At 34.0% G+C, this 6,052-nt stretch carries 5 protein-coding genes; 2 read left to right on the forward strand and 3 right to left on the reverse strand.

Annotated elements, in window-relative coordinates; genetic code table 11:
* The first annotated feature begins 5 nt into the window (after nt 1-5).
* Complete coding sequence (gene tsaB / locus ITJ86_RS14960) at nt 6-677, forward strand: tRNA (adenosine(37)-N6)-threonylcarbamoyltransferase complex dimerization subunit type 1 TsaB (RefSeq protein WP_195872463.1); 672 nt, start codon at nt 6-8, stop codon at nt 675-677.
* On the opposite strand, the gene ITJ86_RS14965 is transcribed toward tsaB, so the two are convergent.
* The 3 genes from ITJ86_RS14965 to ITJ86_RS14975 form a co-directional block, all read right to left on the reverse strand.
* Nucleotides 674-1,486 (reverse strand): mechanosensitive ion channel family protein, encoded by an 813-nt coding sequence (locus ITJ86_RS14965; protein ID WP_195872464.1) that lies wholly within the window; start codon nt 1,484-1,486, stop codon nt 674-676. The two genes, tsaB and ITJ86_RS14965, sit on opposite strands and share 4 nt — an antisense overlap.
* A gap of 34 nt (nt 1,487-1,520) precedes the next feature.
* Nucleotides 1,521-2,207, reverse strand: a complete 687-nt coding sequence (locus tag ITJ86_RS14970) for a hypothetical protein (protein ID WP_195872465.1) — start codon at nt 2,205-2,207, stop codon at nt 1,521-1,523.
* Nucleotides 2,208-2,276: 69 nt separating this feature from the next.
* A complete protein-coding gene (locus tag ITJ86_RS14975) occupies nt 2,277-3,179 on the reverse strand; it encodes a NifU family protein (protein ID WP_195872469.1) in 903 nt (300 codons plus the stop codon).
* 195 nt (nt 3,180-3,374) lie between these two features.
* Between ITJ86_RS14975 and ITJ86_RS14980 the strand changes: the two genes are divergently transcribed.
* On the forward strand, nt 3,375-6,052 hold a 2,678-nt coding region (locus ITJ86_RS14980; RefSeq protein WP_230080321.1), incomplete at its 3' end, for a choice-of-anchor L domain-containing protein.

Raw genomic sequence — 6,052 nt, forward strand, 5'->3', positions numbered from 1 at the left:
TGCTAATGGCATTAGTGCTCAATATAGAAACAGCAACAACAAATTGTTCAGTCTCTCTGTCTAAGGATGGAGAGACTTTAGTTTTAAAAGAAGATAATAGTTTAGGCTTTTCACATGCCGAAACATTACACCTTTTTATTGATGAGGTTTTTAAGATTTCAAAATATAAACCTTCAGAAATTGATGCGGTTGCTGTAAGTAAAGGTCCTGGATCTTATACAGGTTTGCGTATTGGTGTATCGTCTGCTAAAGGCTTATGTTTTGCGATAAATAAACCTTTAATTGCAGTGTCTACCTTAGAAAGTTTGGCGCATCAAGTTAACTTTAGAGATGGATTTATAATCCCAATGTTAGATGCCAGACGTATGGAAGTGTATGCTGCTATTTATAATTCAAATTTAGAATTACATAGAGAAATACAGGCCGAAATTCTTACAGAAGAGAGTTATAGTGACCTTCTTAAAGATCATAAGGTTTATTTTATAGGTAATGGTGTTGAAAAGACTAAAAGCTTAATTCAGCATCCTAATGCTGTTTTTATTGAAGGGAAGTTACCTTCTGCAAATGAGATGGCGCTTTTAGCTGAAAACAAGCACAAAAAAAGCGACACCGAAGATGTCGCTTATTTTGAACCTTATTATTTAAAAGATTTTGTAGCTTTAAAAAAGAAGCATTAACCTTCTTTATGTATTTCTACCTGATGAGGATAAGGAATATCTATACCAGCTGCATCTAAGGCTTCTTTAGTCTGTTCTGTAATATCAAATTTTACAGCCCAGTAATCTGGTGTGTTCACCCAAACTCTAGTAAAAAAGTTAATTGAGCTATCTGCTAATTCAGATACGTTAATTGCAGGTGCTGGATCTTGAAGGATTAAAGGATGTTTTTGAATGACTTCCAAAATAACTTCTTTGGTTTTCTTAATGTCAGAGTCATATCCAACCCCAAAAGTCCAATCAACACGACGTTTGTTTTCCGTAGAATAATTAGTGATATTGCCGTTAGATAGGCTACCATTAGGGATAATAACTTCTTTATTATCTGGTGTTGTTAGTTTTGTTGTAAAGATTTCAATCTCCTTAACACTTCCAGCTTCACCTTGTGCCTGAATATAATCCCCAATTTTAAACGGTTTAAAAATCATAATTAATACACCACCAGCAAAATTAGCTAAAGAACCTTGAAGTGCTAAACCAATGGCTAAACCAGCTGCAGCAAGAATTGCGGCAAAGGATGTTGTTTCTACACCAACAGTTCCAAGAACAACAACAATTAAAACGATCTTTAAGATCCAATTAATAAGGTTTGATAAGAATTTTTTTAAACTCTCATCGTAGTCACCTTTATCCATTGTTTTTTTAATGCTTTTCAGAAGTACTTTAATAACCCAGTTACCAATTATCCATATAAGAATAGCTCCAAGTACTTTTGGGCCAAACTCAATTATAAAATTGTAACCTTCGTCAATCCATTTTTGTGTGTCCATAATTAGTAAATATTAAAAAAGAAATATGTTATTATCATTTTAGAGTAGATAAGTAATCTGCTATTTTGATAAGATCATCTTCATGTTTTGGATTTAATTTATTCGTTTTCATGTACGATTTTAATTTTTTCGAATTTTCAGGAAAAGCTTTCAATAAGTCTCTTTTCTTTTGAGGCATAATAGTCACTACATCTCCTAGTTGAATGTAGTAAAGATCATCTTGTTTTTTAAATTTAGCTGGCTTATTCTGCTGGTAAGAAGATGTTGCTTCAACTTTTTCATAATATTTAATTCGTTCTTCTTTAAAAAGGCTATGATTTTCATTTTCCGAAAGAACAACAAGAAACCCTCTTTTAGATACACCGCTTTCAGTAATGTAAGTTTTGGTTTTGTACTTTTTATCTGTCAAAGTGAAAGTAACTTCATAATCACTATTATTATCTAAAGCTATTATTTTGCCTTTATCTAACTTAACTTCTAATTCGCCATTATATGCATTATATCTGGCAACGTAGATTTTATTATTCTGTTCAGCAATACGGACAGACGAGAAATTTTCGTCGATATATGGAGAGCCTTCCGCGTTAACTTTAGAACTTATATTTTTTGACATTAAATTGCGCTCGGTAGCTATATCTACATTAACATCTTGAGCTGATATAACTTGAAATAATGAGCAGAATAGTAAACCTACTGTAACTTTTCTTAGATTTTTTTTCATGATTTTTTTGTAATTAATTTCCTCAAAACTATAGGAAAGTTTTAAAAATTCAATGATTTTTAATAAACTTTAACCATTTATAGCATTAACTGTAATAGAGTTGTCATTTAGCATTTCCTTCAGCATATTCTCTATACCATTTTTTAGAGTAAAGGTTGAAGAAGGACATCCACTACAAGCTCCTTGTAATAAAACCTCTACTTTTTTGGTATTAGCATCATAAGATTTGAATTCTATATTTCCACCATCACTTTCAACCGCTGGTTTTATATACTCTTCAAGGATGTTTATAATGTTTTTAGAAGTATCATCTAAGGCTTCAAATTTTTGTTCAATGGCTTCTTCTGTTTTTTCTAACTGCTTAGGAGCATTGTCATTTAAAATAGTTTTACCTTCTTCGACATAAGATTTTAAAAACTCACGTAATTGAAGTGTGATATCTCCCCATTCAACAATATCAAACTTAGTAATAGAGATAAAGTTCTTTTCCATATATACGTTTTTCACAAATGGAAACTGAAATAAAGCCGTTGCCAAAGGTGATGGCTTAGCCTCTTCAATAGACTTAAACTCAAACAAACTTGGAACTAAAACTTTATTACAAACAAATTTTAATACACCAGGATTAGGGGTGCTTTCTGCATATACAGTAACTGCAGCTTTAGGTTTTACAGCATCTTCACTAACAATGATGCCACCTTTAGATATGTAGTCTTCAATTTGCTGCGCAACATCAACTTCTACGTCTTTCCACTCAACTATATTATAGCGTTCAATGGCTATAAAATTAGAAGCGATATATACTTTTTTAACAAATGGAAGATAGAATAATTGCTGAGCTAAAGGTGAATGCTTTGCGTCGTCTATATTATTGAATTCAAAGCTGTTGTGATTGGTTAGAAATCGATCAGCTTCAAACTTCTTTATGGTATCGTTAGATGTTGTGACTATGGAAATTTTGGTCTGTGCCATTTTATGTGCCATTATTTTATTTGCAAAAGTATGAAATATCAAGCTGAAACATTCAACCTTTAGATGTTGTTTTATAACTGTAATCTTAAGTCAATTAATATAATTTGATTAAATTTCGAGCTCAATAGAATTTTCGCGTTTGTTTTTTGGGTTTTATTTAAGAATTTACGCACTTATGAATTGAAGTACTTTTTTATGAAAAAACTCCTATATCTTTTTATTTTTTTAATTTCAACAATTGGTTTTGCTCAAGATATATTAATGGAAGATGGGACGTTTACACGTTGTGCTCCCTATAAATTTTATGATTCTGGTGGTGAGTTTGGAAATTATGGTGATGATGAAAATATTATAACGACCATATGCCCTCAAAATGAAAATGAGTTTATCATTCTTGATTTTACTTTGTTTACAACACAGTTAGGTCCGGAGCCAGACACAATGTATATTTATGATGGTGATGATGTATCAGATCCATTGTTAGGAACCTTTAATGGAACATCTAATCCAGGGAGTATTTCAGCTTCAGAAGATAATGATTCTGGGTGTTTAACTATAAAGTTTGTGTCTAATGATGGTGGTAATCTTAATGGTTGGGAAGCCGATATATTATGTGCAACTCCGTGTCAAGATATTGTAGTATCAATAGATGAAACCACGCCAGCAACTAATGCGACAGGTGTTGTTAGTATACTTCCTTTTGAATCTGTTGATTTTTCCGCAAGTGCAATATTTTCCTTAGATGGGACAGATGCTTCTTATGAATGGGATTTTGGAGATAATAATACAGCAACAGGCACCAATGTTACTAATGTGTTCGGTGCAGCCGGAACATATACGGTTACCTTAACTGTTACAGATAACAATCCACAAGGCTGTTCAGCAACAGAGACCATTACTGTCTTTGTATTGGGCCCAAATGTTGTTGTAGACCAAGAAACGTTTACTCCTGAACAATTAATTGAAGATGTCCTAATAGATAGTCCATGTGCTACGGTATCTAATATCGTTGCTGTAACGGGTACTTCTTATAGTTCAGATGAACCAAATGGTATCGGCTATTTTATTAGTAATGGTTTAGACTTCCCTTTTAAAGATGGTTTGTTGCTTACAAGTGGTGATGCGAGTGAGGCTAGAGGGCCCAATGATAACGGAACTTTAAGTGATGGGTCTGGAGTTTGGCCTGGAGATGATGATTTAGATGATGAGTTAGGTGTTGATTCTCATAATGCGACATATATTCAATTTGATTTTGTACCGTTGGCTAATACTTTCAGTTTTGAGTTTTTAATGGCTTCTGAAGAATACGATATGGGTACGTTTGAATGTGATTTTTCAGATGCATTTGCTTTTTTATTGACAGACTCTGATGGTAACGTTTCTAATTTGGCAGTTATACCGGGTTCAATGGAGCCTATTTTGGTGACTAATATTCACCCAGATAATGGGTCTTGTGGAGCAGTTAATGAGCGTCACTTTGGAGCTTATACTCCTACTAATGGACCTCCAATTGCCTTTGATGGTAGAACAGCTAAGTTTTTAGCAGAATCAACAGTTATTCCAGGTGAAACTTATACCATAAAATTGGTTATTGGAGATGATAGGGATAACCTATTTGATTCTGGTGTTTTTATTGAAGGTGGTAGTTTTAACTTAGGAGGTGATTTAGGTGACGACGTTACAATTGCAGCTGGTACTGCACAATGTGGTGGATCGGAAGTTGTTTTAGATACAAGGGTTGAACTAGGGTCCCATGTTTGGTATAAAGATGATGTAGTTATTCCTGGTGAAGTGTCATCAACACTTACAGTAACAGAGCCAGGAGTTTATTATGCCGATTTTGAATTAGACAATGTTTGTTCAGGTTCTGCCGATCCTATTATTGTTGAATTTAGAGATAGCCCAATGGCTAATACAGCTTCGAATTTAGTTCTTTGTAGTGAAACAGGCACAGAGGAATTTGATTTACGAGTAAACGACGATCTTATAATAGGTGACCAAGATTCAACAGTTTTTTCTGTAAGCTACCATCTTTCGGAACAAGATGCTATAGATAATATTAACCCTTTACCAGACCTTTATACTAATACTGCTAGTCCTCAAATGATTTGGGCACGTTTAGCAGATGCATCTCAAATTTGTGCAGATATTATATCATTCTCAATATCTACAGCTGTTGAGCCTACCATTAATCCAGTTTCAGACCTAGAGTTATGCGACGATACAAGTAACGATGGTTTTGAAACCTTTAATTTAAGCGCACAAAATGCAACGATATTAGGGGCACAATCAGCCGTAGATTTCACGGTTACTTATCATTTAAGTTTTGCAGAAGCAGATTCAGGAGACGGAGCTTTACCATCAGACTTTCCCAATACAGCAAACCCACAACCGATATTTGTGAGAGTAGCGAGTTTAGGTGATTCTAATTGTTACACTGTGTCTGAGACAGCTCTTTTTAACTTAGTTGTTAACGACAGAGCTATAGCCACAACACCAGATAATATAGAAATCTGTGATACTGACAATGACGGTTTTGGTACTTTTGATTTAAGCAGTCAAGAAGCAGAAATATTAGGAGGACAAGATGCAATGCGATATACCATGACTTTTCATGGTAGCCTAGAAGATGCAAATAATAACGTAAATGACTTACCGACGACGTATATAAATTCTACTATAAATCAGGAAACAATTTATGTTAGGTTTGTAGACACGATGAATCCAACATGTTATAGCACAACAAGTTTTGACATTATCGTTAACCCTTTACCAACAGTAATCGCACCAACAGCATTAGAAGTCTGTGACGATGGCACACCAGACGGTATAACAGAAATGGATTTAAGCCTTAAGAATAGTGAGATCACAGG

Source organism: Winogradskyella marina (assembly GCF_015645385.1).
Classification (GTDB): Bacteria; Bacteroidota; Bacteroidia; order Flavobacteriales; family Flavobacteriaceae; genus Winogradskyella; species Winogradskyella marina.

Excerpts from the sequence above, each read along its gene's own strand:
- tsaB (WP_195872463.1), top strand. The coding sequence starts at position 6 with ATGGCATTAGTGCTCAATATAGAAACAGCAACAACAAATTGTTCAGTC.
- ITJ86_RS14965 (WP_195872464.1), bottom strand. The coding sequence starts at position 1,486 with ATGGACACACAAAAATGGATTGACGAAGGTTACAATTTTATAATTGAG.
- ITJ86_RS14970 (WP_195872465.1), bottom strand. The coding sequence starts at position 2,207 with ATGAAAAAAAATCTAAGAAAAGTTACAGTAGGTTTACTATTCTGCTCA.
- ITJ86_RS14975 (WP_195872469.1), bottom strand. The coding sequence starts at position 3,179 with ATGGCACAGACCAAAATTTCCATAGTCACAACATCTAACGATACCATA.